Here is a 26725-nt window from a genome sequence, read left to right on the forward strand (position 1 = left end):
GCTGTCGGCTTTTCAGTTCCGGTTGAGCCAGCGCTTCAGCAGGCCAGCCATAGGCTTGCTTGTGCCAAAAGCAGTGTTGATGATTTGCAGATCGGCTTCTGATAACCGTGCCGGATCAAGCTCCTTGAGCAGCGCTTCGGTTCCGAACGCTCTTGCCCAGGCAGCAATGTGTCCTTTGGCCGTATCTGAAGCCGCATTCGGAATCTCACGCAGCAGAAGACGTGCATATGCCAATCGCTCTTCATGACTAGGCAGCCGATCTTTGATTTCAGAGCGCAGGCCATTGACGGCTGTCCAAGTGAGAGGGCTCTCCGGAATCTTCAGCAGTTGAAGTGCCAGTGCTGGCAGCTCCTTCGACTCCTTCTCATCCATGTAGGCGCGGAAAATGTGACCGTAAACCCTTTTGCGTTGCTCATCAGTGATCTCGCTGTGCAACAGCATGGATTTTAGGTTGTTGAATGCTTCGATTTTGAGCGCGCGGCACCAGATGGAGAAGGCAAGATCAGGGTCGTTCACATTGCCCCGTGGGCCTTTCAGCAATACTGCTTTGCCAGCGCTCACGTATTCGTCCACCGGCAACTCGGGAATCAACGCCGTCCACGCGCGTTCAAGCATCTCAACCTGTACTGCTTTGTTGAAGTCGACACCATCAGCCAGCGTAGTGAGCTGAGGGCTGCTGAGCCTTACATGCCCGGATGTCAGGGAGTCGATGGCTTGTGCGGGATTTTGTTGCCAGACGGCACATGCTGTGTCCACCAGTTGAGCACCTTGTGTCGATGGAACGATACCGCCGGTGATCATGCTTTCCATGGACGCTAGCGTGTATTTGCCGACCATGCCTGGTGATGATGAGGCCTGCTGCCTTGCTTCGTTGAAGAGCGCTTGAGGAGAGTAGCCGTGGGGAAGCTGCTCAATCGTTGGCCAACGCCCGCAGAAGTGCTTGTGCAGACTCTCGAAGGCATGCTTGTGTCCCTTGGCACCACTGAACAATTTCTGCAGCGCTGGCCCCAACACTGTCGGAGTGGCCTGCATGAACACCAGTGAAATGCCTGGGACAAGCTGTCGCAGCACGTTGTCCCATGAGGCTATTTTGCTTGGGGCCGCCAACATCAGCGCATCCACATGAGGGCGTAGCAGTTTGTCGCTCCAGTATTGCAAGGGGATATGCGTGGCTGCGTCTGTGTAGAGCGCCCCTTGCGCATCATCCAGCTCTTGGCTGCTTACGAGCGTGGTCAGTTGATTGACGAGCGAGGTTTGGTCGTGCTCGTAGAGTGATCCGAATACCTCAAACAGCTGATTGCGGCATACGCCAGGAATGGCGCTAAGGGGTCTCCTGATCCAATGATCGAGCACTCTCGCAAGGCTGCGCGGATGATCCACCACAAATTTGCGTAGCACCTCAGCAGCATCATCGGCATAGCCATCAGTGGTACTCAACGAGATCGCAAAATCGGTAAAGCTCTCCCGCCATTCGTCGTTGAAGTACGGTTTGCGCTCAGCACCGAGATCCACAATCAACCGGAATGCGCGTTGGTAATCAATGGTCTCGTTATCGAGGTCAGCTACTCGGATGCTGAATCTAGCCAGGCACTTCAGCAACTGCTCTTCGTCTGAGTAAGGAACGTATTGCTCCAGTGCTCGGATCACGCAGCCGATGATGAGCGGTGCGCTCATGTTCGAAAGGTTGGTCACCTGCTCCCAAAGCTCATCACGGCTTTCATCACCTTCGCTGGACATGCGATCCCAGACGGAGTTGATCCTGTCAGTCGTTTGCTGCATATCCAGCCCGTCAATCAGATCGTCTTCATCGTGCGGTTCTTCATGGCCGTGTAGCGCAGTGATCAACTGATTTACGTACGCCGTTCCGATCTCCGGTAGCAACGACGTCTCGAACTCATCCATCCAGCGTTGCAGGTGGCTAAACGGGAGGGTGATTGAGCCAGAGCCCGTTTTTACTATGCGTCTGGACAGCCATTGCATGAGCCGGTCTTTCGCTGCCGGCCCAAGACCATGAGCGGAAAACACGCTGAGCACTATCTGCGATGCGCCTTCAACCATGATGATGGTTTCTTCCAGATTGGGCATCTGACCCGACTGGAGGCGCATGGTGCAGGCTTTGTCAGGCGTCAGCAGCTCGTCGATCAACACCGAGGCTATCTGCTTTTGATCCGTTGGATTCGAGATAGCGGTGATCCGACCGATCTTCTCTACGCCAAGCAGTGAGCGAAGACTGTCAGAGGTCACGATGTCGTTGCTCAGAATCCCCAGCACCAGATCGCGGGTACGCGGCGGCAAGCGATCAATGATGTCGGCCACAACACGCATCGCGTTGAACTTGAGCGTGTCTTCAGTGCGATGCAGCTCGCTTAGCATGCCGTGCAACAGCTGAGTCTCTTGATCGCTCAAGGACTCGTTGGCACGAGGAGAAAGGGCCTCCAGGAAGCCCTGTGTGTCTCCGGAGACCAGGTAGCCATAGATCCGCGCAGCATGGGGGCCGTATTGTCTTGTCGCGAAGTCCTCGGACAGCAACAACAGGCTCTGCAGCGAGCCCGGCCATTGAATGCCCACCAGGCTGGCCAGGAACTGACGCAGATCGCGCTGCCCATCGAGCACGCTGGTTTTTTCCGCTCCCTCTTCTTGAGTCACATAGCGCTTAAGTACATGGCGAGTTTCGAGAGGCTCGTCATCGAGCAGCGCCTGCCTGACCATCAAGTTCGTGAGGCGCTCCAGCAGCTGCGGGTCACCTTGCAGGTCTTGGTAAAATCCCGGGAAGCTCACACGTGCGGCACTCAATGCCCCTAGCGCAACCGGGTAGTTTGTGACGGCACCCTCATGCAGGCCGCCAGGTCGCTCACTGCCAATGGCGCCAAGCTCGCGTTCTTTTGCAAGCCACCAAGTCTGGGTGAATGCGTTTACGATCTGAAGGGCATTACGCGGATCGGTGACGTTGATGTGAATCATCCGATCCACCACCTGTTCAACCGAGGCGCCTCTATCGGAGATGTCTTTCACCAGGTCTGGGAAGTTCTTGAGCTTGGAAAGCGCGAATTGGCGCATGTCGCTTCGCGGCGGAGGCGGAATCTCCAGCCTGAACTGGAAAATGCGATCAAGGTAACGCCGAGCATCGGTGGGGTTGAACACTGAGCCTGGTTGCTCAGGGTTGCCGCGTCGGCGCGAGAGCGCATCCGCAACCTTGCCCTCATCGCATGAAATCACGAATACCAGGCCGAGGTTGTCCGGAAGCTTGTTGACCGGGATCTCCATGAATGTACGCACGGCATCCAGGCCCAAGACCATTTCTTCCGCTGAGAGTCGGTCGAGGTCGTCCACGAAGATGACGAGGCGCTCGTAGGGTACCGCATTACTTCTCGACGCTTTGAACTTGCGCAACTGCTGCAACAGCATCTCTTCATACTGCTCAGCACTGGCGCTGGGCAGATGGACGCGAGTGACGGTATTAAAGGGGCTGACTGCCGTCGGTTTCATCACCTTGATCAGGTAAGCATAAATCCCAGTGACCGCAGCAACGAAAAGCGACTGGACGATGGCATTCTCCAGCGGTAGCCATTTCAAGCCTGCGGCTACGAAGAGCAGATAGGTGATCACTGCGATCAGGAACGCCGGTACAGGGGCAACCCAGCTCATCAGGTGTTGCTTGGTCAGTTCACCGACACCCTTGTTGACCGTCTCTGTGTGGGTCACATTGCGGTAGAGGTCATCATGAAGTTTGCTCTCATCGCCACCCAGCTCCAGGAACACGTGCCGTAGGAGGGCGCGCTTGATGTCTTGTTCCTTGCCACCAAATCTCCAAGCGTTGAACGTGATGCTTTTGAAACGCTGACTGCGCGGGCGGCGTCCACCCGCTGTCGAGGTGTCATCAGCCAAGGCGTGCGTATACATCTCTTTGATGGAGCTCTTACCGGTGCCCCAGCCGCCTAGCAAGCCGATGCTGAATGGTGGCTGATGACCTTCATCTTCAATCAAGCTCCGGAGGGCCTGCGCGTAGTGCCGGTGCCCGAAGGCGTCATCCTCTTCTTTCTCGATGTGGCGATCCAGCACGGCAGGCATGGAGCGGCGTGTATCTAGCATCCTGTCTTCCTTAGCAGAATATGGCATTTGGCTATCTGCTCTGGAGCTTACTTGCCCTAGATGGGCGGTGGCTAGGGACGCGTGCCATGCAAGGCACGCAGTACGAGCGTGTAATTGTCCAGATTGAGCGGGCAGCAGATCCCGCCATGCTTGAAATGGGCTTTATGCCGCTGTCGCAGGGTGGCAGGGGGGGGCAGCAGATTCACCAGGGTATCGCGGGGATCACAGCGATGTGCGTTTTTTACAGGGCGCCCGTGGCACGAGTATGGTGCCCTGTAGCTTAAGACGCTGGAAAGCAGATCTCTGATGGCAGCGCCTGGGGAGCATGGGAGGGCTGGATTATGTGAGGCAGACGAGCAGAAAGACCACGCATTGCCTGTTCCAGTCCTGGGATACCTCCATCGCTCTCCAGGTCTTCAATCTCCAACCGCAGGTGATCAATGAGCTCGACTGCAGGTTTGCCAGACTCCAGGCTCAAGGTGAGTGCCAACATTGTCAATGGACTCAGCTCCAGCCCGTTGGCTGAGTTGGTCAAGCTTGTCCAGCGTAATGCTGCAGTGACCGCCTTCAAGCTTACTCAGATAAGTGCGACTCGTGTCGCCGAAGTTGCGCTGCGAGATATTTCGCTTGCTTCTAAGCGTCTTGAGTACGGTGGCGAACGACGACTTAAGTGACATTGACGGTTCCTCCATCTGTATGTGTCTTCAGTGACCTTCACGTTGAACCCACTGCGCTAGAGTCATCTGCGCTCTATCAACGGCAGCCCCATGTGGCGAGCCGGATGGGGGGAGGTGCGACAGGTTGACTTACTGTTGATACATACAGTATATCCTGCGAGACCCGATAGGAGAACATTTGTACTCAGTGGGGTGGCGGCGTGACGAATAACCCAGGTAGACCGTTGAAAACCGCTTTGTGTTTTTCCCAAGGACGAGGTGCTCTGGCAACCGTAGCTGCTCCCGAGAACGAGATGGCAGTGGTGTTGAGGTGGACGGGGTACACGAGTGAGCTTCGGCGTGCAGCAGTAGCGTTGCGGCAAGTGAGGCGTCCCTGCGTGAATCGGCTTAGATCGGTTCTGTGTGTTTTGCATCCAAAGGGTGACGCCTTCGTGGCCTACCACCTCAGGCTGTACCTATCTCAGAAATGAATGGGCCGGGTTGGAACGTTTATCCCTGAGAGCTCCCCTCCGCCTCGTTAGCAGTGGGGGATGGAATCGATTCAATAGCCTTGCGCACACTGGTGGTCAGTTGCTCAAGAATACTGACAATCTCCGAAACATCATCACTGTTGACCACAATGCGCTGGCCCGCTCGATAACGGCTGTCCCCGCTCTTTTTTACGTAGTCCTCGTCGACGATGCCCTGGGTGTGGGCCAGCAGATGGCGCTGTTGGAACAAGATTGTCAGCCGTTCAAGACGCTCGATTGGTAGGAGCTGCTCATAGCGGGTGCCGATTGCGTCAGCCCAAAGCTGGCTACCTTCAACAAGATTCTGGAAAGCATTTCGCCTCACTTGGTGTCCAAGCTTGAGCGAGCCATGGAGTGCTTCCATCACATGTTGGAAGGCGGTCACTGCATTCTGCAGGCAATTTTCGATGAGCAGTCGAGTGGTGTACTCCGCTGCATCACGGTCGGGACTGGCTGACTTGACGACATCCAGTTGCTCAATAGTCTTCTTGATCCCACTGATACTTTGCTCAAACTGGTGTCTGCGGCGTTGTGACCACACGCAGGGCAGAAGTAGGCGGAGCCAATCACGCCATACCTGCATTGGCACTGTGTGCAGGTGATTTTGAGGCGCATGGGCTCCAATGCCAGGAATGGCATCGGTACCTGTTGCGGTTTGCTGTTGACTGACATCGTCATGGAGATGAACCCGTGGGAGCGATGCCGGGCATTCCAAGATTGCGCGTCTGCGCGCATTCCCGTGGATATGGCGCCGGCCCTTTACAGTTGGACCTTACATTGGGGGCATCATTTTCAAACCATCCAAAGCATACCCTCAGATGTGCCCCTAATGTAGCAATCCACTGGAAGTGAATGGAGCTTCACGGTCTATGAAAAGACAGAAGTGATCAGTTGAACAGCCTGCCCGACGGCCCCTAAAGACTCTCAGGGTCGCCAAAAAACATCTGTATCCGCGACCGCAACCACCGCTCCGCCGGGTCATTGTCCTGTGCCCCGCGCCAGGCCATGTGCAGTTCGAAACTGCGCACGGGTATCGGCAGATCCTCGGCCCGCAAGCCGCCGGCGGCCGTCAGTGCATCCGCCGTGTAGTCCGGTACCGTAGCCACGATATCGGTGCCTGCCAGCAAGCTCCCCAGCCCGTTGAACTGCGGTACCGCCAGCACCACGTGGCGCTTGCGGCCGATTTCCTCGAGGGCTTCGTCGATGAAACCGGACAAGTCCCCGGCAAACGACACCAACGCATGGGGCCGCGCGCAGAAGTCATCCAGGGTGATGCTGCCGGGTACGCTGTCGGCGCGCAGCAGTTTCGGCATGCTGCGGCGCAGCACCTTGCGCTTGGCGTTGGCCGGCAGTTCGCTGGTGTAGCTGACACCCACCGAAATCTCGCCCGAGGCCAGCAGGGTTGGCATCAGCAAGTAGTTGACCCGTCGCACCACCAGCACGATACCGGGCGCCTCGGCGCGAATGCGCTTGAGCAGTTGCGGCAGCAAGGCGAACTCGGCGTCGTCCGACAAGCCGATGCGGAACACCGCATTGCTGGTGGCCGGGTCGAATTCGGCAGCGCGGCTGACTGCAGTGGAAATCGAATCCAGTGCCGGTGACAGCAGGGCGAAGATCTCGTGGGCCCGTGCCGATGGCTCCATGCTGCGCCCTGTGCGCACGAACAGCGGGTCATCGAACAGGTTGCGCAGGCGCGACAGCGCCGCGCTGATGGCCGGTTGGCCGAGAAACAGTTTTTCTGCGGCGCGGGTCACGCTGCGCTCGTGCATCAGCGTCTCGAACACAATCAGCAGGTTGAGGTCTACACGACGCAGGTCGTTTCGATTCATCGGTGCGCTTCGCCTAATGTGGGGCAGAGGTGAATCTTAAGGCCAAAGGCTGTTACCCTGCACGGGTTTAGGGGGACCAATCGCAGGGAAAGTCAGGTGCCCAATCGATGACAAGCATGTCGACTATTAATGCCCACTGATGGTCTAACGGGCAAAGCCCGGATAGAGTCAGTGGTAATTAGAGGTTCACAAAGGCGAGGTATGCGATGTCCCGCATGATCCGTTTCCACAAGTTCGGCGCTGCTGACGTGCTCCGTTGCGAAGAGCAGGCCGAACCGTCACCCGCTGCCGACGAGGTGCAGATCCGCGTCGAAGCGGTTGGCGTCAGCTGGTATGACGTGCTTTGGCGCCAGAATCTGGCACCGTCCCAGGCACGTCTGCCAGCAGGGATCGGTCACGAAATGGCCGGGGTGGTGACGGCGGTCGGTGAAGGGGTCGATGACATTGCCGTCGGTGACCGGGTTGCCAGTTTCCCGGCCACCAGCGCCAACGACCACCCGGTATATGGCGATGTCATCGTACTGCCGCGTACAGCCATTACTCGCTATCCGAATGTGCTTACCCCGATTGAGGCCAGCGTGCACTACACCCCGCTGCTGATTGCCTATTTCGCCTACGTCGACCTGGCACGGGCCAAGGCCGGGCAGACAGCACTGGTCACCGATGCCAGCCATTGCGCCGGGCCTGCCTTCGTGCAGCTGGGCAGGGCCCTGGGGCTGAAAGTGTTTGCCGCCACCAAGGATGCGGCGCAGCGAGAGTACCTGCTGGGTCTGGGCGCAGACAAAGTGATTGTCACTGAAGAGCAGGACCTGCTGTTGCAGATTGGCAAGTACACCGATGGCCGCGGCGTTGACATGGTGCTCGATGGCATGGGTGGCCCGCAGATGTCGCTGTTGGGCGATGTGTTGGCGCCGCGTGGCAGCCTGGTGCTGTACGGCCTGCAAGGTGGCAACCAGACACCGTTCCCGGCCTGTGCGGCATTCCAGAAAAACATTCAGTTCTATGTGCACTGCATCGGTAATTTCACCGGCAAGCCAGAGCTTGGCATCAGCCAGGACCAGGTGGCACTGCAGCGTGCCTTGCGCGATATCAACCAGTTCACCGCCGACCAACTGCTGACGCCGCAAATCATCAAGGTGTACCCGTTCGAACAGGTGGTCGAGGCGCATCGTTACATGGACCAATGCCCGTGCGGCGGGCGGGTGGTGCTGGACATGGCGCAACACTGACGGTTACTGAAATGACCAGCAAACCCGGGCAGGCCCCGGGTTTTTTGTGCGCGGGGTAAAGTGATTCAACTTTTAAAGTAGGACTGTTCCTACAATAAGTTGCGACGCGGACTACATATAAGTCAGCGGTCTTTGGGGTTTCAGAAATATCCCGCCAAATATTCAGCCTTGAACGCTTTTCCCTTGCGAGCCACTGTGAGCTGACACGGCCGCTGAATGGTTTTTTTACCGTGAACTGTGTCTTCAAATCGCGCTGCCTCCCTCTCGATAATGGCCCAATGATAGTTTGTGCAAGGAACGTGGGATGAGCATGGCTATGCCTGGTATAGAGCAGCATGTGGAAGCGACAGGCCATCGCAGTGGTGGTTTTTTCTCGATGGCCTGGCGACAGTGAAGGGTTACGTCATTACTTTCATTTAAGTTGTAGGAATTTTCTTCTGGGTAAGTTTGGCGCATGTTCAAGTTGAAATGGTTGGTACGGCATGCGCTGGCTGCATGAAGTTGATGAGGTGATTGCGTGACTGCTATTCACGACCAGGCGATGCATTATATCTACCAGCAAGTACTTGAGCGCTTGTTGAACCACATGTCCCAGGCGCAGCGCGCTTCCTTGCAGTTGTTGATACAACGCCTGTTGGTTGCTGCAGGCGGGCCCGAGTACATCGGTACTTTCAGCTTGCAGCTATTGCAAGGTAGCGACCGCCATAGCAGCCGGCTGCTGGCCATGTTGCGTGCCGCGCAACTGAGCATTGCCCTGCGTTCGCCGGTAACCTTTCAGCTGCGGGTATTGGTGGTCAGCCTGCCGGTTGCCGACAGCGCCACGCTGGAAGCTCATGAGCGCAGTTTTAGCGCCCTGTTCATGCAGGATGATCCGAGGGTGCAATTGCAGATGATCGAGGGGCGCGCAGTGGTGCCGTTCAGTCGTCGGCTATCGGTAATGCCTGAGCGCTGGGGGCTCGCCAGGGATGCGTTGTTGATGTTCGGCCACATGATCGATGCCAGGCCTGAAGCCCTGCTGGGTTGCCGCTTGCACCTGGAGCTGGCGGGGGCCGTGGATAATGCGCTGCAGTCAGCGGTGCCTCCCGATGCATTGGTCACTGCCGTGCCCGGGTTCCACCGGCGCCGATACCTGGCTTGGGCCCGGCGTAGCCTGCGCCTGGCCAGCGAGTGCGGCCCGCATGCAGTGCACCAGTGCCTGGCGGCACTGGCCCAAGGTCTGAGCCGATTGCACGGCGCTGTTGGGGGCGCACCGGTTGGCCAGCACGGGCCGGTACCGGGCGCCGTACCGGGGCGTGCGCCAGTGCGGCTGATTGCTATTGATGACCTGTTGCCGCAGTTGCTTGAAGACCAGCAGATTGACGCGATGCTGGGTTGTCACTTCGAGGCTGCTACGGATGCTTTGTCGCTGTCTGAATTCGTCGACTCGCTAGCCACGGCACAGTTGCACGAACTGCGTGCCCGCAGCCTGGAGCCGCAGGCCGGGCGCCCAGCGCTGACGCTGGCAGGGCAGGGGGGTGACAGCAAGCAGCGTAACGCCACCCCGTTGCTATTTGGCAAAGTCTACGGCATCAATCAGGCCCAACTGGTGTGCCTGCTGTTCAGCCCGTTTGCCAGGCAGGGGAAAAACCTCGAGCGGTTCTTGCAGTGCCGGCATGCCGACATGGTAGTGGCGTTGCCGTACCTGCACAGGGCCTTGCAAGGCAAACCCTGCCCTGATGCAGTCAAAGCCTGGCTGGTGAACACCAGTGGCCTGCCGTTGGGGCAACTGCGGCAGATTTATGATGGGCAGTTACCGCTGACGGGATGGCGCCTGCTTAACCACCTGGCCCGTCGGGATGTACACCTGAGGTTGCTACCGCAGCAGGCGGTGGGGCGGCGGCGTGGTGCTGCGGGGCTGCCTTGATGGGGCGAGCGGCCCCAGGCGAGTTCGCGTATCGCAAGGTGTATCGCTACCTGGAAGCGTTGATCGACCAGGCTGCAGGCGTTGGCACATGCCGTTTGCCGTCATTGCGTGAGCTGTCCCGGCGGTTACGGGTGTCGTTGGCCACGGTACAGAGTGCCTACAGCCTGCTGGAGGAGGAGGGCCGTGTACATTGTCTGCCGAGGTCGGGTTATTACGTACAAAACGGTGGCAAAGATCAGACTGTGGCCGTGGCCCGGCAGCCTCCCTTGCCGACACAGCCACTGTTGGAGCGCATTCTGCTTGGTCATGAACGGCGTTTGGCCCGTCAGCGTGATCGCAGGGTTGCGTCCTGGGAAGCGCTTGGTAGCGCCCGTTTGCGCAATGCTGTGGCTGAGCGATACACCCGCTGCTCCAACCAGTACTGGCATGCCGATGATGTCCAGTTGGCCCCCGATGTGCTGGCGTTGCTGGAGACGCTGCTGACCGCACTGGCCATGCAAGGTGGTACCGCGTTGGTGCATTCACCCTGTTGCTGGCAAGTGTTGCGCGCCTTGGGGCGTGTCGGCATGCGCGTGCTGGAGGTACCACAGGATTCCCGTGGCAACCCCGAGCTGCACGCTTTGGCCAAGCTGCTTGCTAGCGAGCCGATAAACCTGTTGGTCATGCCGTCTTGCCTGGGCATGCCACAAGGGCGGCTGGTTTCACCGTATTTTCAGCAGCAGCTTGGGCAGTTGCTTGGCCAACACCCGGTATGGTTGCTGGAAAACGACCTGGACAGCGAGCTTTGTTACGACGGGCCGCCGAGCACACGCCTGCGTGACTGGATCGACCCGCGCTGGCTGTTGGTGATGGGCACGTTCGAGGCCGCGGTGGGGGCAGAGGCGCCGTATGCCTATTTACTGAGTCGTGACACCGTGTTGGCCAAGGCATTCGCCGAGCGAGCGTTTCGGCTTGCGCCGCTACGCTTGCAGGCGCTTGCTCACATGCTCGGCAAGGGGGAAATCGAAACGCAACTGGTTCAACAGCGCACAGACCTGCAAAGGCGCACGCAATACCTGGCGCATGTGCTGCAGTCGCAATTCGGCCAGCGGGTGGTCTTCGAGCTGCCGCAAGGAGGGCAAATGCTGTGGGTGAGTTTCCGCCAGCCGCTGGCGTGGGACGGTATTGCCTTGGCATTGGCCGGCTCTGCATTGCATGCGCTACCGGGCGAGCAGTTCGGCCTGCAGGGGCATTACCCCCAACACCTCGCGCTGATTTGGCTGGGCGGGCACCCGGATGAATTGCAGCGGGCGGTAAGGCGACTGGCGCAGGCGCTTGAGGTGCACTGCGGGCGAAATATCCGCTTCTCGAGTTGAAACCAAGACGCTTGCAGGCGCTGACAGTTGCTGCGAAGGGGACGACAAGTCAAATGAACGAGTCACCGGGCTGACCCGCGGCTCTTGTCAGGTACGCTTTTCTGTATGTATAACCAGTGTCTGTTTTTGCTACCTGATGCCATCCCGTGATTGCCCATTCCGTCGACGACCCGTTCTACTACCTGCATAACTTCCGCCAGGTAGTGTCGTGGGTCGAACAGCGCTACCAGGACCTGCTCGATGACCAGGAACTGGCCTTCATCCGTGCCTTCAGTCAGTTGCAAGCGCCAGCCCAGGCCTTGATGGTGCGTATGGTCATGCGCAAAGGCGAGTTGTTTCGCAGCGATCGGCTCGACTACGCCGAAATCGGCGATACCGCGCTGGCGCTGCAGCCGTTGCTGGCCCTTGGCTGGGTAAGGGAGCCCGAGCAACTGGAGCTTGAACAGCTGTTCGCGTTGCTGCGCAAAGAAGAGCTGGCCCGCTGCTTCGCCCGGCAACTGAGCCGCCCGCGCGCAGCCAAGCATGAGCTGTTGGCACAGTTGCAACCCCTGGCCCTGGCGGCGCGGTCATTGGCCGAATGGTTCCCCGACAGCGAGGTGCGCATTCTGCAGTGGTGCCTGCAACCTCTGTGCGACCGCATGCGCCTGCTGTTCTTCGGCAACCTGTACCAGGACTGGTCAGACTTTGTCCTCGCCGACCTGGGCTTGCTGCGTTACGAGCAGGTACCATTCAGCTCCGATTCTCGCGCCCTGCAGCAACGTGACGATGTCGACCTGGCCATGGCCCTGCACCAGTGCGCCGAGCGCCTGGAGCAGGGCGGCGACCCGCAGCCGATCCTTGCCACCCTGCAGGGCCTGCACAGCGACAACCCCTGGCTGGCCCGGCGCCATGCGCGGCTGCAATTCGCCGTGGGCCAACAATGCGAGCGCCTGGGTGAATGGGACCTGGCCACGGCCGTGTATGCGCAGTGCAACCATCCCCAGGCGCGCATTCGCCAGGTGAGGGTGCTGGAGCGCAGCGAACAGTGGGGCCAGGCCCATGCACTGGCATTGCAACTGGCTGCGGCACCCGCCAACGCGCTGGAGGAGCAGGCGCTGCAGCGCATGCTGCCACGCCTGGCGCGCAAACTCGGCGGCCCGCCCCAGCGGCGCAAGCGCACCACGCCGCTGGAACTGATCGAGCTCGAACTGCCCCGCGGGCATGCTGCGCTGGGCGTTGAAGAAGCCGTGCGTCAGCACCTGATGCAAGAGGGGGGGCAGGTGCATTACGTGGAAAACACGCTGTTCAACAGCCTGTTTGGCCTGTTGTGCTGGGAGGCCATCTTCGCCCCGGTGCCCGGCGCATTCTTCAACCCGTTCCAGGCCGCGCCACAGGACCTGCACGACAGCGACTTCCAGCAACGGCGCAGTGCACTGTTCGAACGCTGCCTCGGGAGGCTCGACGATGGCAGCCATCGCCAGGCGATTCTCGACTGCTACGTGGCCAAACAGGGGTTGCAGTCGCCGTTCGTGTTCTGGTCCATGCTCAGCGAGGCACTGCTGGAGCAGGCCTTGGCTTGCTTGCCGGCCGCTGCACTCAAGCAATGTTTCCTGCGCCTGTTGCAGGACATTCGCAGCAACCGTGCCGGTATGCCCGACCTTATCCAGTTCTGGCCCGAGCAGGGCCGTTATCGCATGGTCGAGGTCAAGGGGCCCGGTGATCGCCTGCAGGACAATCAACTGCGCTGGTTGGAGTTCTGCCGGCAACACGGCCTGCCGGTCGCGGTGTGCCACGTGCGCTGGAGCGAATCGCCTTGAGTTACAGCGTAGCGGTGCGCGCCTTGTGTGAGTTCAGCGCCAAGGTTGGCGACCTGGACCTGCGTTTCACGCCGTCGCCCTCCGCTCAGGAGGGTATCGAGGGACATCAGCGGGTAGTGGCACGGCGGGCTGCTGGCTACGAGTCGGAAATCACCCTTGAAGGCCAGTTCGAAACCCTGACGGTGCGGGGCCGTGCCGATGGTTATGACCCTGGCAGCAATCGCCTGGAGGAAATCAAGACGCACCGTGGCGATCTGGCGCGTCAACCGGCCAATCACCGTCAGTTGCACTGGGCGCAGGCCAAGGTCTATGGCTGGTTGATGTGCCAGGCACGACAACTGCCCGCCATCGAGGTGGCGCTGGTGTACCTCGACGTGGACAGCGACAGCCAGACGCTGTTCACTGAGCACTGTTCGGCTGCCGAGTTGCAGGCCTTCTTCGAAACCCAGTGCCAGCGCTTTCTGGGCTGGGCCCGATTGCAGCAACAACGCTTGGCCGAACGTGACCAAGGCCTGCTGGCGCTGAGTTTCCCTTACCCACAGTTCCGAAAGGGCCAGCGGCAGTTGGCTGAAACCTTGTACAAGGCGGTTAGCACCGGCCGTTGCCTGATGGCCCAGGCCAGCACCGGCATTGGCAAGACCCTCGGTACCTTGTTCCCGTTGCTGAAGGCCATGGTGCCGCAGCAACTGGACAAGCTGTTCTTTCTCACCGCCAAGACACCGGGCCGGGCGCTTGCGTTGGACGCCGTGCGCCAGATCACCGATGCCACGCCGCAACCTGCCTTGCGCACACTGGAGCTGATCGCTCGCGACAAAGCCTGTGAATACCCGGACAAGGCCTGTCATGGTGAGTCCTGCCCCTTGGCCGCAGGCTTCTATGACCGTTTGCCGGCTGCGCGCGAGGCTGCTGCAGCAGTGCCGTTGCTCGACCGCGCCAACCTGCGTGAAGTGGCCTTGGCGCACCAGGTGTGCCCGTACTACCTGGGTCAGGAGATGGCGCGCTGGGTCGACGTGCTGGTCGCCGACTACAACTACTACTTCGATGCGCATGCTTTGCTGTTCGGCCTGACCCAGCTCAACCAGTGGCGAGTGGCAGTGCTGGTGGACGAAGCGCACAACCTGGTCGAGCGTGGGCGCGGCATGTACAGCGCCAGCCTTGACCAGGGCCAGTTGCTGGCGTTGCGCCAGAGCAAACCGCCTGGGCTGGTCAGTGCGCTGGACCGCCTCAACAGGCAATGGAACGCGTTGTATAAAGAGCAGCGCGCGCCGTACCAGGCCAGCGAGTCGCTGCCTGAAGGGCTGCTGCGTGCCCTGCAGCAGTGCGTCGGGCTGATTCAGGAGCAGATGAACCAGGCGCCCACGCACATGGACCCTCAGGTGTTGCAGTTCTTCTATCAGGCCTTGCAGTTCTGTCGGGTTGCCGAGCTGTTCGACGAGCACTTTCTGTTCGACATCAGCCAACGCCAGGGCCCGCGCAAACGGCGCCTGGCCACCCTGTGCCTGCGCAATGTCATCCCGGCGCGGCTGCTGGCACCACGCATGCAGGCGGCGCGCAGTGCGACGCTGTTTTCCGCCACGTTGAGCCCACGGCACTTCTACAGCGACCTGTTGGGCATGCCAGCCGATACCGCCTGGCTGGACGTGGCCGCGCCGTTCCGTGCCGAACAGCTGGAGGTACGCATTGCCAGCCAGGTGTCCACCCGTTACCAGCAGCGCCAAGCCTCCCTGGCGCCGATCGTTGACCTGATTGCCCGGCAGTATGAGCGCATGCCGGGTAACTATCTGGCGTTCTTCAGCAGCTTCGAATACCTGCAACAGGTGGCAGGGCTGTTGGCCGAGCAGCATGGCCAGATTCCCCTGTGGTCACAGGAGCCGGGCATGGACGAGGCGGCCCGCCAGGCATTTCTCGATCGCTTTGTCGCCGATGGCCGAGGTGTGGGCTTTGCCGTATTGGGCGGCGCTTTCGGCGAAGGGGTGGATTTGCCCGGCACGCGGCTGATTGGCGCGTTTGTTGCCACCCTGGGGCTGCCTCAGGTCAACCCGGTCAACGAGCAGTTCAAACAGCGCCTGGGGCGGCAATTTGGTGCGGGTTTCGATTACGCATACCTCTACCCGGGCGTACGCAAGGTGATCCAGGCGGCGGGCCGGGTTATTCGGGGTGACCAGGACCGTGGTGTACTGGTGCTGATTGACGAACGCTTCGCCGAGACGCGGGTGCAGCAGATGTTTCCAGGGTGGTGGGCGGCGGCTACTGTCTAGCGGTCTTTCGCTTTTGGCGATCGGTCGCAATCAGGAGGGTGAGCAAACCACCCACCCAGCTCCCCTCATGGCACACCGCCGCAAGGCGGCCCAAGCGCGTCAACCAGGCATTCCGTCTGCCCGGGGCCGCAGCAGGATGGGCAGGTAATGGCGCAGGAACAGCAGCAATGCAAGGCTCCAGCACAGTGTAGAAACGCTTACCCCCAACGATGTAAACGGCGGCAGAATCACCCGGGCCAGGGTCGCCAGTTGCATCAGGGCAAAGGCCCAGGCAATGCTGGTCGGTACCTGCAATGGCCTGCCGGTGTGGCCCAGGCCGACCCGCGCCATCATGGCCAGGATCAGCCCGGTCATGGCGCCAACGGTCAGCGCGTGGGTCACCAGGCTTGGGCTCAGGGCCACCCCACTGTGCCACAGCGCCATGCCCAGGCAGGCCAGGGCGATCCAGGCGTAGGCCAGGTGCAGCGACCACAGCAACGGTACGCGCCACAGGCCACGATCGTGCCACAGCAGCAGTCGGGCCGCGTGCAGCGCGAACAAGGCAAAAAACAGCACCGCCAGGCTGGCACGGGGCTTATCGGCCAGGCCGGTGGCAAACGCCAGCGGTACTGCCACGCTGAGCAACAGGCAGGCACGGTCCAGCCATGGACGGGCGGGGGCCGCGCCAAGGTGACCCAGGCCACGGCGGGTAAAAAATGGTATGACCCGGCCGCCGAGCACGGTCATCATCGCCGTCACCAGCCACAGTCCGGCAAATATTCCACGACGCTGCCACAGTTCGTCCTGCTGCAACCAGCCGGCCAAGGTCAACCACTGGCAGGCGGCAATCAACAGCACCAGTACCACGATAGGGTAGTTGTTGCGCAGGCGCCGTTGCACGATCGGTCGTGCCAGGCTCAGTGCCACCAATGGCAGGAAGCTGCCCTCGACCAGTATCAGCATGCTACCCGGTAGTGGCAGAAACCAGCTCAGCCGGCTCAGCAGCCAAAGCAGGAACAAACCCTGCAGCGCCCGCCCGCTCAAGCCTGGGATGCCGCTCCAGTTCTGCACGGCGGTCAGCAGAAAACCCGCGATAATGGCGGCGGCGAAGCCGTAAAGCATCTCGTGGCGGTGCCAGGCGAGCATGCCGCCGGGCGGTGCAGGGGCCAGTGCCCCGGCCAGTACGCCGGCCCACAACAGCAGGGCGATCAGCGCAAACAAACTGCCACCCAGGAAGAACGGGCGAAAACCCAAACCCCAGATGGCTTGGCGCGGGCGTGAAGCAGTGGGTTGCAAGAGCATGGGCGGTCCTTGGTTCGTTCAGTAGGCCTCAATTGGGGTAAGATCACGATCCGTGCCAGTTGCAAAGCCTTTGAATATCAAGGTGATGGCACTTCTCAGGGTCCGAATGACATGCGCGTTTTGCAGTCATTCGGACTGGCTTGTATGTCGTTTTGACTTGCTTCAGGGTTTGCCTGGTTCAGTGCCGGCTGACGCTTCGCTACAGGATTCACGTTTTGTCCGACCTCTCGAAAAATCCGCTGCTGCAGTACATGGCCCGTCTGGCCCCATCCAGCCAGCAAACCATGCGCTACATTCTTCAGGACGCCGCCGACCGGCTAGGTTTCGTCGACTGCAACATCGTCGATGTGCCTTGGCATCGGCTTGAGCCGGGCCATGTGATTGCACTGGTGGCAGCCCTGCGTGCTGATGGTTACGCGCCCAACAGCTCGTCGCTGTACGTCAACGCGATTCGCGGGGTGATGAACGAGGCCTGGCGTCAGGGCCTGATCGACCACGAGCAGTTGTTGCGCATTCGCGAGGTCAAGCCGGCCACAGGCTCCCGTCTGCCGCCAGGGCGCAACCTGCGCCGCAGCCTGATCCGCGAGCTGATGGATGTGTGCGCAGCAGACCCGCGGCCACAGGGGGTACGTGATGCGGCGATCATTGCCTTGCTGTACGGCACCGGCATGCGCAAGTCGGAGTCGGTCGACATCGACCTCGACCAGGTCGACTTCGAGGCGCGCAGCCTGCAAGTGGTGGGCAAGGGCAACCACCAGCTGGTCAAGTATGCACCGCCGTGGGCATTCGAGAAGCTGCAGGCGTGGCTTGAACTGCGCCGCCAGGACCTGCCTGCCGGGGCGGAGGACGACCCGTTTTTGTTCAACCGCATCCGTCGCGGCAGCCACATTACCCGTGCGCGCATTACCAAGCATGCGATCTACTACATTGCCCGCCAGCGCGGCGCGCAGGTGGGGGTGAAGATCATGCCGCACGATTTTCGCCGGGCATTTATCACCCGGGTGATCGAAGAGCACGACCTGTCGATTGCGCAGAAGCTGGCGCACCATGCCAATATCCAGACCACGGCCATCTATGACCGGCGTGATGACAACGAGCGTCGGCGTGCCGTTGACCGCTTCGATTACTGAGGTTTGATTTTCAGGGGCTGCAAAGCTGCCCCATTCTCACGGGCGCCGGCACCGAAACAGGGCCGGCGCACGCCCCTGCTTTGTGCGCCATCCCCCCGTATGCCCGATGCCAGAGCGGCCGCAGCATAAGTTTCATCATCCTTCACCTGCGGAGTTGGCCCGCAACCTGCTATATCCAGCCTGCGAATTTGATCGAGTGGTCAGGCCGTGCGCGCTAGCAGCCGCCCGCGCCAGACCCTCTAAACGGCCAGCAGGCCACGGATTTCAGGGGCCGCAGGATGTCGCTCGCGGAGCAGATCGAACAACAACAAGACGATGCAGGCTGGAGTGCTCACCTGCAGTTGCGCTTTGTGCAGCGTGACAGCGTGACCCGCCTTGGTGCGTGGAGGCATTTTGGACCTCTTTTGGTGCAGCGGCCTTTTTATCCGGAGGGTGCGCCATGCCATGTCTATGTCTTGCACCCGCCGGGCGGCATCGTCGCCGGCGACCGTCTGGAACTGGACATTCACCTGGAGCCGGGTAGCCATGCGCTGCTGACCATGCCTGGCGCCAGCAAGTTCTATCGCAGCATCGGCCCGACCGCGCGGTTGGCCCAGCGCTTTCACCTGGCCGCGGGCAGCACCCTGGAGTGGCTGCCGCAGGACAGCATCTTCTTCTCAGGCGCCCGCGCCAGCCTCGCCAGCCGTTTTACCCTTGAGCCGGGCGCCCGCTTGCTGGCCTGGGAAACCCTGTGCCTGGGCCGCCCGGTCATGCACGAGCGTTTCGACCACGGCGCCCTCGACAGCCTTTTGCACATCGTACTGCCTGACGAGGTAGGCCTGCATGAGCGCCTGCGTCTCGAAGGCGGGCACCTGGACAAGCTTGGTGGGCATCCGCTACTCGCCACCTTCTGTGCCGCACCGGCCGATCAGGCCGTGCTGGAGCAGGTTCGCCCGCTGCTCGATGAACTGGGCAACCCGGCCGGTGCGACCCTGCTTGGGTCGTTGCTGGTGATCCGCCTGCTCGACCATGACAACCAACACCTGCAACGCACCCTGCAACGCCTGTGGCATGTGCTGCGTCCGGCCATCCTCGGCCTGCCAGCCTGCCCGCCGCGTATCTGGGCTACCTGAGAGAGCGCCATGGAGCTTACCCCGAGAGAGAAAGACAAACTGCTGCTGTTCACTGCTGCGCTGCTGGCGGAGCGGCGTCTGGCCCGTGGCCTGAAGCTCAACTACCCGGAGGCCGTGGCGCTGATCAGCGCCGCAGTGCTCGAAGGCGCCCGCGATGGCCGCACAGTCGCCGAACTGATGAGCCTGGGGCGCGAAGTGTTGACCCGTGAGCAGGTGATGCCCGGTATCGCTGAGATGCTTCACGACGTGCAGGTCGAAGCGACCTTCCCGGATGGCACCAAGTTGGTGACCGTGCATGACCCCATCGTCTGAAACCGCCAAGGAGCATTGCATGATCCCAGGTGAAATCCAGGTCGCCGCGGGCGACATCGAGTTGAACAGTGGCCGAGAAACGGTCAGCGTCAGCGTGGCCAACCATGGCGACCGGCCGGTGCAGGTCGGCTCGCACTACCACTTTTACGAGGTCAACGACGCGCTGGTGTTCGACCGTGCGCCTACCCTGGGCTTTCGCCTGGACATTCCGGCCGGCACTGCCGTGCGCTTCGAACCGGGTCAGGCGCGTACCGTGCAACTGGTGGCTTACGCCGGCAAGCGTGAGGTCTATGGCTTTCAGGGCAAAGTGATGGGCGCGCTGGAGGGCAGGGCATGAGCCGTATTTCCCGTCAGGCCTATGCCGACATGTTCGGGCCCACGGTTGGAGACCGCGTGCGCCTGGCCGACACTGCGTTGTGGGTGGAGGTCGAGAAAGACTTCACCATCTACGGCGAAGAGGTGAAGTTCGGCGGCGGCAAGGTCATTCGCGATGGCATGGGGCAGGGCCAGATGCTGGCGGCCGAGGCCATGGACCTGGTGTTGACCAATGCGCTGATCATCGATCACTGGGGCATCGTCAAAGCCGACATCGGTATCAAGCATGGACGCATCGCGCTGATCGGCAAGGCCGGCAACCCCGATGTGCAGCCGGGCGTGAACGTGCCGGTCGGGCCAGGGACCGAGGTAATCGCGGCCGAGGGCAAGATCGTCACCGCCGGGGGCGTCGATTCGCATATCCACTTCATTTGCCCGCAGCAGGTGGACGAGGCATTGAACAGCGGTGTCACCACGTTCATCGGCGGCGGAACCGGGCCGGCTACCGGCACCAATGCCACCACCTGCACGCCCGGCCCCTGGTACCTTGCGCGCATGCTGCAGGCCGCCGACAGCTTGCCGATCAACATCGGGTTGCTCGGCAAGGGCAATGCCTCACGGCCTGAGGCACTGCGCGAGCAAATTGCCGCAGGTGCTGTCGGGCTCAAACTGCATGAAGACTGGGGCTCTACGCCAGCGGCCATCGACTGCTGCCTGGGCGTGGCCGAGGAAATGGATATCCAGGTAGCGATTCACACCGACACCCTCAACGAGTCGGGCTGTATCGAAGACACGTTGGCGGCCATCGGCGACCGCACCATCCACACCTTCCATACCGAAGGTGCAGGAGGCGGCCATGCCCCGGACATCATCCGTGCAGCGGGGCAGGCCAACGTGCTGCCATCCTCGACCAACCCGACCCTGCCTTACACGATCAACACCGTGGACGAGCACCTGGACATGCTCATGGTCTGCCACCACCTGGACCCGAGCATCGCCGAGGACGTGGCCTTTGCCGAGTCGCGCATTCGCCGCGAAACCATCGCTGCCGAGGACATCCTTCACGACATGGGCGCCTTTGCCATGACCTCGTCCGACTCCCAGGCCATGGGCCGGGTTGGCGAGGTGGTGCTGCGCACCTGGCAGGTGGCGCACCAGATGAAGTTGCGCCGCGGGCCGCTGGCACCAGACACCCCTTACAGCGACAACTTCCGGGTCAAGCGCTACATCGCCAAGTACACCATCAACCCGGCGCTCACCCACGGCATCGGTCACGAAGTGGGCTCGGTGGAGGTCGGCAAGCTGGCTGACCTGGTGCTGTGGTCGCCAGCGTTCTTTGCGGTCAAGCCGGCCCTGGTGCTCAAGGGCGGGATGATCGTTACCGCACCCATGGGCGACATCAACGGCTCCATACCCACCCCCCAGCCGGTGCACTATCGGCCGATGTTCGGCGCGCTGGGTGCGGCGCGGCATGCCACACGCATGACATTCCTGCCTCAGGCGGCAATGGACCGCGGGTTGGCCGAGGAGCTGAACCTGCGCAGCCTGATTGGGGTGGTCAACGGCTGCCGGCGGGTACGCAAGCCGGACATGGTCCACAACACCCTGCAGCCGCTGATCGAAGTCGATGCGCAGACCTATCAGGTGCGTGCCGATGGCGAGCTGCTGGTCTGCGAACCGGCCAGCGAACTGCCGCTGGCCCAGCGCTATTTCCTGTTCTGAGGAGCACCCATGATTGTCTTGAACCGCCGTATCTCCGAACCCGGCACGCGGGTTGTCAGTGGCACTGTCACCCTCGACGTGGACAGCCGTATCAAGAGCCGCCTGCGAGTAACCCTGGACGATGGCCGCGAAGCCGGGCTGATGCTGGAGCGCGGCCACCTGCTGCGCGGAGGTGAATTGCTGGCCGATGCCGAGGGCACTCAGCTGATCCGCGTGTTGGCGGCGCCCGAAGCGGTGTCCACGGTGCGCTGTACCGATCCACACCTCTTGGCCCGCGCCGCCTACCATTTGGGTAACCGCCATGTGCCGCTGCAGATCGAACCCGGGCTGTTGCGCTTCCAGCACGACCATGTGCTGGACGACATGCTGCGGGGGCTGGGCCTGACGGTAGAGGCCGAACAGGCCCCGTTCGAGCCTGAAGCGGGCGCCTACCAAAGTGCACCGCATGGCCACAGCCACAGTCATGCCCATGGCCACGATCACCCGTTCGTTCGCCTGCCTGCCCATTCCTGAACTGCCCTGGAGCAACCGATGAAAAAGACTTTCGCCCTGTTTCTGTTGATGCTGGCACTGCCAGCCTTCGCCCACCCAGGCCATGACAGCAACCCGCTGCAGGACGGCCTGCTGCACCCGCTGACCGGGCTTGATCACCTGCTGATGCTACTGGGCACCGGCGTGCTCGCCGCGTTGACCCGGCGCAACCTGACGTTGCCCCTGGCTACTCTGGCGGCCATGTTCGGTGGTGCCGTGTGCGGTCACCTGTTCGGCGATGTGCTGGGCATGGAGACCCTGATTGCCGTGTCGCTGCTGGTGGCTGCCGGGGCGGTACTGCTGCCGAGCCGCCAGTTGCTGCTGGCCATGGCCATGCCGGTGTTCGCCTTGTTCCATGGCTGGGCCCATGGCGTGGAAGCCACGCCGAGCGCTTTCTGGCAATTCAGCGCGGGGTTTGTCGCGGTCAGCGGCTTGCTGCTGGCGGCAGGCTTTGCAATCGGTTGCCTGCTGCGCCGCCACAGCGGCCTGCAGAAGGCCTTTGGCGGTGGCCTGTTGGCCGGCGCCGCGCTGGTGCTGGCCGGTTGATGAACAGCGACCTGGCGCTGCTGCGCCTGCTGCAGTTGGCCAGCCCCGGCTTGCCAGTGGGTGGTTTTACCTATTCGCAAGGCCTGGAGTGGGCGGTTGAGGCCGGCTGGGTTCGCGGCGTGGACAGCTTTGCCGGCTGGCAGCGTGAGCAGCTTCACGACACCTTGGCTTGCCTTGACTGGCCGGTGTTGGCGCGTCTGTATCACGCCTGCCAGGCCGAGGACGCCGAAGCGTTCGGCCACTGGAGCCGGTTCTTGCTGGCCAACCGCGAAACCGCCGAGCTGCGCCTGGAAGAACAGCAGCGCGGCGCGGCGCTGGCGCGGTTGCTTGACGGCTGGCAACTGGGCCAGGCACCGGCCTGGCGCACCAGCCTTGAGCTGACCCAGTTGGGCGGCATGGCCTGGCTGGCCGCGCACTGGGCCATCCCGTTGCGCCAACTGGCATTGGGCCATGGCTTTGCCTGGCTGGAGGGCGCAGTCATGGCCGGGGTCAAGCTGGTGCCGTTCGGCCAGCAGGCTGCCCAGACCTTGCTGCGCGATCTCGGCGCCGACTTGCCCGCTGCACTGGACCAGGCACTGGCCCTGGGCGATGACCAGCTTGGCGGCGGCCTGCCGCTGCTGGCCATCGCTTCATCGCGTCACGAAACCCAATACACCCGTTTGTTCCGTTCCTGAGGACTGCCTGCATGCAAAGCTATCAACAACCCCTGCGCGTCGGTGTCGGCGGCCCAGTCGGCTCTGGCAAGACCGCACTGCTGGAAGCGCTGTGCAAGGCCATGCGCGATCACTACCAGATTGCCGTGGTTACCAACGATATCTATACCAAGGAAGACCAGCGTATTCTCACCGAGGCCGGCGCCCTTGAGCCGGAGCGCATCGTCGGCGTGGAGACCGGCGGCTGCCCGCACACGGCCATTCGTGAAGACGCCTCTATGAACCTGGCGGCAGTCGAAGAGCTGGCGCGCAAGTTCGGTAACCTCGAAGTCATTTTCGTGGAAAGCGGCGGTGACAACCTCAGCGCTACGTTCAGCCCGGAGCTGGCCGACCTGACCATCTACGTGATCGACGTGGCCGAGGGCGAGAAGATCCCGCGCAAGGGCGGCCCAGGCATTACCAAGTCCGACTTCCTGGTGATCAACAAGACCGATCTGGCCCCTTATGTAGGGGCTTCACTGGAAGTGATGGAACGCGACACCCAGCGCATGCGGCCGCAGCGGCCCTGGACCTTTAGCAACCTGAAGAAGGGCGAGGGGTTGCAGGCGGTGATCGACTTTATCGTCGAGCGCGGGATGCTGGGTGCGCGAGCCTGACAGATCGAGGTCCCTGCGGGCTTGTCCCGCGAAGGGACCGGTGGTAAATGAATTACGCGCGTTTGTTGAACTGCGCCAACGCTGGCAACAGTTGCTTGTCGATGGCCAAGGGCACGGGCCCCGGTAGCTCAAGGCTTTCCGGGGTTTTTTTCGTCTTCGCGTTTGCTATTTCCCAGCCCCAGAACTGATATTTTTGCCAGTAGCAGCCTGTGCTTGCCGAGTGCAATGCTGACATCCCCTATAACGGAAGCAGGTGGATGGTCATGACTGAATTGGCGAGCGACGAATTCGAAGAGATCAGTTATATCAGCCCCTCCGGGGACGTGCTCATCCGTGTCTACACCCCTAAGCAATGTACAGACCCGGTGGACTGGGGCGAATTCGAAGAAATTGAACGTCCGGCCATGCTTGTCAGGCCTGGTATGTTTGACATGGAGGTAGTGACACTTACCAACCCTGATGGCCGTTGGAGGCGAAGGATTGGAACGGCCAGGCCCACAATGAATGCAGCACCCTTCGCAGCTAGTGAAAGTGCTCCGTTGAGCGATACCAATTCACCCTTCGTGAAGCACAGTCTGCAGACTGACGGTCAGTCAGAAGCACAATACGCCGATGGTTGGGAGATTTTATATCACGACGGGTCAGGTGTCAGGTTCAGTCTGTACGCTGATGGTTTTACAGGTGATCTTTCGGACTATGAATTCGCTCTTCCCTATTGGATTAGGGATGCTGAGGATAGAATTGTCCACGGGGCTTGTAATTTTGAAGAGTTGAGTACGCTTGGCGCGACCTGGGCATTTCGACCTTTGGTACTGCGCGCCGGGAAAAAGGCGCGAGCCGAGGCAGTTCAACCGCAGGCAGACGTGGAGCAGACGTATCACGATAACAAGGTGCATTTCCGGTCCAAATATGGCCAACCCTTTGGAACGGCTAACGAGATTGTTTACGGCTCCTACGAAATTACGTCGGCGAAGGTTTCCAGTGGCCAAGATCCTGATAACTATATCGACCCACCGTTTACAAGAAGTTTCTCCAGCAATGGAACTATGAGCTTCAAGGTGGGGCGGCACGGTACGGACGCTGTCGCGAACTGGTTCAGTAGCTACATCAGTGATTCCGAGAATACGTTCGGGCATGCTCCCGATAAACTCAATTTTGGTTTCAAAGGCACGTTGAAACTGACCGTGACGGGCGGTAGTTTCAGTGGCATGGACCAAACGCTGGTATTCAAGGACGTTTTCATCGCTCAAGGTCATACAGGAACATCAAATAACTGGTGGTTCGGCGCCATTGGTGCCCGCAACCCGGACGATGGTAAGCGTTGGGTTCGAGTGGAGGGTAAGGCGCCGACGCCGTACGGGGAGTTTGATGCCTCGATGTATTTTCAGCGCGGCGGAGAGCCGCTCACGGACGACGAAATATTCGTATACGAGGGATCGCTAAATGCGCTGCCCACCGAGGCGTGGATGACCAGATTGATAGGTACGACTCGCGTGCAAGATATGGTGCTTCCCGGCAGCCATAACGCTGGCATGTATGGCCCACTGCATAATTGCACCGGGGGAGGCTTTGGTGAGGCAGCATCTAGAGCGCAACGCGCCTCCATTGCGGAGCAACTCCGGATGGGTGTTCGTTACCTGGATATCCGGGTCGCTCGCGCTGATGGTCAACTGCTTTGTTACCATCGGACAGGCACCGGCGCGGGGCCGGGATGCGACGGCGCGACGCTCGACGAAGTACTCACCTCCGTTGACACGTTCTTGACAGAAAATCGCGGAGAGTTCGTGATCTTGAGCTTCACGCATATACCCGACGCTGACGTCTCAGCCATTCAAACGATGATTAATCGCCATGCGAATCGTCTGCACAAAGTCAGTGCCGAACCGGGTGAGCGCAAACCGGTGAACCAATTTATCCTGGAGGATTTGCGCGGGAAAATGCTGGTGGTCAGTGAAGGGTTGATGGATGCGCCTGACTCAGGTTTTTATAGAAAAACAAAGGGTCCAAATTCTTGGGATGCGTATCAAATTGTGGATGACTACGCTAATTCGAAAGACACAGATGCTGTGATTGAAGATCAGTTGGGTAAGTGGGCAAGGCATGTGCCGGGTGAATATGGCGTCGGCTTCATGCTCAACTGGACTCGCACCCCGCAGAGCGGGGCGGATTCGGTCGAAAAAATGGCGAAAGTCATCAATGAAAAACTGGCACACAATCTTAATAGCTACCCGGCTAACTGGAGTGCCCCGCAGGTGGTATTGCTGGATTTTGTGACGCCGGGGTATGTCAACTCCATTGTCAATCAAAACCTCGCAAATATTTCACGGCGCGACGAAGGCGATGAAGTGGAACCACCCGTTGGGGCGCGAGTCAACGTGAATATGTATCCACTGCCATTATTTGACGGTGACCCGGTCCGCAAAAAATTACCTTTCGGTTCGTTGATTCCACTCTGGAGGGAAACCGCCATCAGCAACGAGGGCGGAAGCGTGCGTTTCGCGGCGCGGCCGTACAATCGTAACAGGTTGATTACCTTTGGCGGGTTGGGGTTGCTGTGCTTCAGGCAATACATCATCTCTAAAGACTTTGAAGGTGATGGCTTTGAGGTGCCGTTGCTGTCGGATGTACCTACTAGTCTACCCAAAGGCGTCCGGGAGATACGATGGATAGGCACCAATGCCAAAATAAGATGGTTGCATCTGCTTCAATACGGCAAAGTGGACGCTGAATAATACAACGTCTATTTTCTGTATTGTCGCGAAACGCGCAGTGTGTTGACTTTCGGCGAGCAACTGGTGGCTCCGTTGATTGTTCTACCACTC

19 protein-coding genes are annotated in these 26725 nt (G+C 60.5%); 15 read left to right on the forward strand and 4 right to left on the reverse strand.

Features of this window, described 5'->3' with window-relative positions; translation table 11 throughout:
- Window positions 1-12: 12 nt before the first annotated feature.
- The 3 genes from ACE4QZ_RS11715 to ACE4QZ_RS11725 all read right to left on the reverse strand — a co-directional run bounded on the left by ACE4QZ_RS11715 (window position 13) and on the right by ACE4QZ_RS11725 (window position 7104).
- Window positions 13-4089, reverse strand: coding sequence for a P-loop NTPase fold protein (locus ACE4QZ_RS11715; protein ID WP_181004848.1), 4077 nt, complete (start codon window positions 4087-4089; stop codon window positions 13-15).
- 1166 nt (window positions 4090-5255) lie between these two features.
- Window positions 5256-5990 (reverse strand): hypothetical protein, encoded by a 735-nt coding sequence (locus tag ACE4QZ_RS11720; protein WP_135192464.1) that lies wholly within the window; start codon window positions 5988-5990, stop codon window positions 5256-5258.
- A gap of 199 nt (window positions 5991-6189) precedes the next feature.
- On the reverse strand, window positions 6190-7104 hold the full coding sequence (locus ACE4QZ_RS11725; RefSeq protein ID WP_014591302.1) for a LysR family transcriptional regulator: 915 nt from the start codon (window positions 7102-7104) through the stop codon (window positions 6190-6192).
- A 206-nt stretch (window positions 7105-7310) separates the two neighbouring features.
- Between ACE4QZ_RS11725 and ACE4QZ_RS11730 the strand changes: the two genes are divergently transcribed.
- The 5 genes from ACE4QZ_RS11730 (at window position 7311) to ACE4QZ_RS11750 (ending at window position 15645) form a co-directional block, all read left to right on the forward strand.
- Window positions 7311-8333 (forward strand): zinc-dependent alcohol dehydrogenase family protein, encoded by a 1023-nt coding sequence (locus ACE4QZ_RS11730; RefSeq protein WP_103444521.1) that lies wholly within the window; start codon window positions 7311-7313, stop codon window positions 8331-8333.
- A 517-nt stretch (window positions 8334-8850) separates the two neighbouring features.
- On the forward strand, window positions 8851-10236 hold the full coding sequence (locus ACE4QZ_RS11735) for a hypothetical protein (protein WP_103444520.1): 1386 nt from the start codon (window positions 8851-8853) through the stop codon (window positions 10234-10236).
- Window positions 10236-11591 (forward strand): GntR family transcriptional regulator, encoded by a 1356-nt coding sequence (locus tag ACE4QZ_RS11740; RefSeq protein WP_103444519.1) that lies wholly within the window; start codon window positions 10236-10238, stop codon window positions 11589-11591. The genes ACE4QZ_RS11735 and ACE4QZ_RS11740 overlap by 1 nt, the downstream gene beginning before the upstream one ends.
- A gap of 146 nt (window positions 11592-11737) precedes the next feature.
- Window positions 11738-13387: a VRR-NUC domain-containing protein gene (locus tag ACE4QZ_RS11745; protein WP_103444518.1), complete on the forward strand. Its 1650-nt coding sequence runs from the start codon at window positions 11738-11740 to the stop codon at window positions 13385-13387.
- Window positions 13384-15645: an ATP-dependent DNA helicase gene (locus ACE4QZ_RS11750; protein WP_028697231.1), complete on the forward strand. Its 2262-nt coding sequence runs from the start codon at window positions 13384-13386 to the stop codon at window positions 15643-15645. Before ACE4QZ_RS11745 ends, ACE4QZ_RS11750 begins: the two co-directional genes overlap by 4 nt.
- Before the next feature lie 99 nt (window positions 15646-15744).
- On the opposite strand, the gene ACE4QZ_RS11755 is transcribed toward ACE4QZ_RS11750, so the two are convergent.
- On the reverse strand, window positions 15745-16926 hold the full coding sequence (locus ACE4QZ_RS11755; RefSeq protein WP_103444517.1) for an NnrS family protein: 1182 nt from the start codon (window positions 16924-16926) through the stop codon (window positions 15745-15747).
- A gap of 215 nt (window positions 16927-17141) precedes the next feature.
- Between ACE4QZ_RS11755 and xerC the strand changes: the two genes are divergently transcribed.
- The 10 genes from xerC (at window position 17142) to ACE4QZ_RS11805 (ending at window position 26635) form a co-directional block, all read left to right on the forward strand.
- Window positions 17142-18056, forward strand: a complete 915-nt coding sequence (gene xerC / locus ACE4QZ_RS11760; protein WP_021782337.1) for a tyrosine recombinase XerC — start codon at window positions 17142-17144, stop codon at window positions 18054-18056.
- Between the two features lie 278 nt (window positions 18057-18334).
- The gene (locus ACE4QZ_RS11765) at window positions 18335-19168 is read left to right on the forward strand and encodes an urease accessory protein UreD (RefSeq protein WP_021782338.1); all 834 of its coding nucleotides are present in this window, start codon (window positions 18335-18337) and stop codon (window positions 19166-19168) included.
- A gap of 9 nt (window positions 19169-19177) precedes the next feature.
- Window positions 19178-19480 (forward strand): urease subunit gamma, encoded by a 303-nt coding sequence (locus tag ACE4QZ_RS11770; protein WP_003253929.1) that lies wholly within the window; start codon window positions 19178-19180, stop codon window positions 19478-19480.
- A gap of 19 nt (window positions 19481-19499) precedes the next feature.
- A complete protein-coding gene (locus tag ACE4QZ_RS11775) occupies window positions 19500-19817 on the forward strand; it encodes an urease subunit beta (protein ID WP_010953752.1) in 318 nt (105 codons plus the stop codon).
- Window positions 19814-21517 (forward strand): urease subunit alpha, encoded by a 1704-nt coding sequence (ureC, locus tag ACE4QZ_RS11780; RefSeq protein ID WP_053870397.1) that lies wholly within the window; start codon window positions 19814-19816, stop codon window positions 21515-21517. Before ACE4QZ_RS11775 ends, ureC begins: the two co-directional genes overlap by 4 nt.
- 9 nt (window positions 21518-21526) lie before the next feature.
- Window positions 21527-22030 carry an urease accessory protein UreE gene (ureE, locus tag ACE4QZ_RS11785; protein ID WP_021782340.1) on the forward strand — a complete coding sequence of 168 codons (504 nt, stop codon included), beginning with the start codon at window positions 21527-21529 and terminating at the stop codon, window positions 22028-22030.
- An 18-nt stretch (window positions 22031-22048) separates the two neighbouring features.
- On the forward strand, window positions 22049-22594 hold the full coding sequence (locus ACE4QZ_RS11790) for a HupE/UreJ family protein (protein ID WP_021782341.1): 546 nt from the start codon (window positions 22049-22051) through the stop codon (window positions 22592-22594).
- The gene (locus ACE4QZ_RS11795; RefSeq protein WP_021782342.1) at window positions 22594-23268 is read left to right on the forward strand and encodes an urease accessory protein UreF; all 675 of its coding nucleotides are present in this window, start codon (window positions 22594-22596) and stop codon (window positions 23266-23268) included. The genes ACE4QZ_RS11790 and ACE4QZ_RS11795 overlap by 1 nt, the downstream gene beginning before the upstream one ends.
- An 11-nt stretch (window positions 23269-23279) precedes the next feature.
- Window positions 23280-23903 carry an urease accessory protein UreG gene (gene ureG / locus ACE4QZ_RS11800; protein WP_279934764.1) on the forward strand — a complete coding sequence of 208 codons (624 nt, stop codon included), beginning with the start codon at window positions 23280-23282 and terminating at the stop codon, window positions 23901-23903.
- Between the two features lie 263 nt (window positions 23904-24166).
- The gene (locus tag ACE4QZ_RS11805) at window positions 24167-26635 is read left to right on the forward strand and encodes a phosphatidylinositol-specific phospholipase C domain-containing protein (protein ID WP_223271106.1); all 2469 of its coding nucleotides are present in this window, start codon (window positions 24167-24169) and stop codon (window positions 26633-26635) included.
- Window positions 26636-26725 lie beyond the last annotated feature (90 nt).

The organism is Pseudomonas sp. DCA-1, from assembly GCF_046523955.1.
Taxonomy (GTDB): domain Bacteria; phylum Pseudomonadota; class Gammaproteobacteria; order Pseudomonadales; family Pseudomonadaceae; genus Aquipseudomonas; species Aquipseudomonas putida_Y.